Source organism: Seminibacterium arietis (assembly GCF_042675725.1).
In the GTDB taxonomy this organism is placed as follows: domain Bacteria; phylum Pseudomonadota; class Gammaproteobacteria; order Enterobacterales; family Pasteurellaceae; genus Seminibacterium; species Seminibacterium arietis.
Genome location: NZ_JBHTJN010000002.1, coordinates 1 through 1,321 on the forward strand (window position 1 = coordinate 1; position 1,321 = coordinate 1,321).

At 62.6% G+C, this 1,321-nt stretch carries 1 protein-coding gene; it reads right to left on the minus strand.

Annotated features, from left to right (window positions below; translation table 11 throughout):
* Window positions 1-742, minus strand: a 742-nt coding sequence (locus ACFQ02_RS01045; RefSeq protein ID WP_380818210.1) for a transposase, incomplete at its 3' end; no start/stop codon positions are given.
* Window positions 743-1,321: the final 579 nt, after the last annotated feature.

A 1,321-nucleotide genomic window follows, 5' to 3' on the forward strand; every position in this document is an offset into this window, starting at 1 on the left:
GTGCGATGCCGGAGTGCTTGTGCTCACAGTTGTACCAGGGCACGTACTCCGCGAGGTATGCCCGGGCGGTCTCTAGGTCGGCGAACACTTTCGGGTAGCCTGGCCGGTATTTCATGGTCCGGAATCCGGCCTCGGAGAAGGGGTTGTCGTCGGAGACGTATGGTCGGTTGTGTGACAGCTCTGTGCCGTGCTGGCGGTGAAGGAAGTCTCGGAGCAGGTTCGAGGTCATCGCGGCGCCGTTGTCGGCATGCACCATGCGGGGCGCGCCGTGCTCGGCAATCGCGGTAGCGAACATATCCACGGCGAGGTGGCTGGCCTCACGGTCCTCGACCCGCCACCCGACGATTTCGCGGGAGAAGATGTCGGTGATCTTGTACGCCTTGAACACGCGCCCGCGCCAGGGCGAGTACAGGTCCGTGATGTCCCAGGACCACACCTGCCCGGGCCCGGTTGCTTTTAGGACGGGCTTGTTCCGCGGAGCTCTGGGTTCCTTGCGGGCCGGAATCTTGGGGCGCAGCATCTGGTTTTCGATCTGCGCGGCGATCCGCCACCACGTCCGCCGTGAGCCGAGCATGAGGCCCTCGTCCCACACGGTGGCGAACGAATGGTCCACCGAGTTGGCGTTCGCCCAGCCGGCGAGAACGAGCTCCTCGATCTGTCGCCGGTCGGCATCGCTGATTCGTGCCTCGTACGCCCGATCGGCCTGATGAATCGGAGCGGGCACGACAGGGCGAGGATTCATCCGGTACTGCCATGTCGAGCGCGCCAGGCCCACCATCTCCAGCGTTTGCCGTTGTGATCCGGTCAGCCCGGTCAGCTCCCGGACGAGTTCGTTCTCCGTCTCGATGAATCCTCGGGCCCGCTCGTCGTCTCCGCGTCGGGCTCTGACACGTTCAACTCGTGCAAGAGCCCGATAGCTTTTCCCAACGCATCATTCGTGCCCACTAACTCGTGGATACGCTTCTTGAGCTGCTCAACTTCGGATTCATGTTCAGCCAACTCTTTCGCACGCGCTTTCTCAAACGCGGTCCACTCGCCACGGGTACGGGTCATACCTCCATGCTCTCGCGGAATGAGATTCCGGTCGAGATCTCCCTCGTACAACGCCTTCCGCCAGCGCCACAACTGATACCTGGAGAACGGCTGCCCCTCCAACCACGCGCCCCTCGTCCCATGCCGCTGGCGACCATAATCATGCACAAACTCACGGATCTGCTCCCGCGTATACCCCGGCGTCCCAGTCATCACCAGGCCTCCTCACTAATCAGCGAATGACTCACAACCAGCCTGGCAAAGAGGGTTAGCGCTACCTACTTGGGGA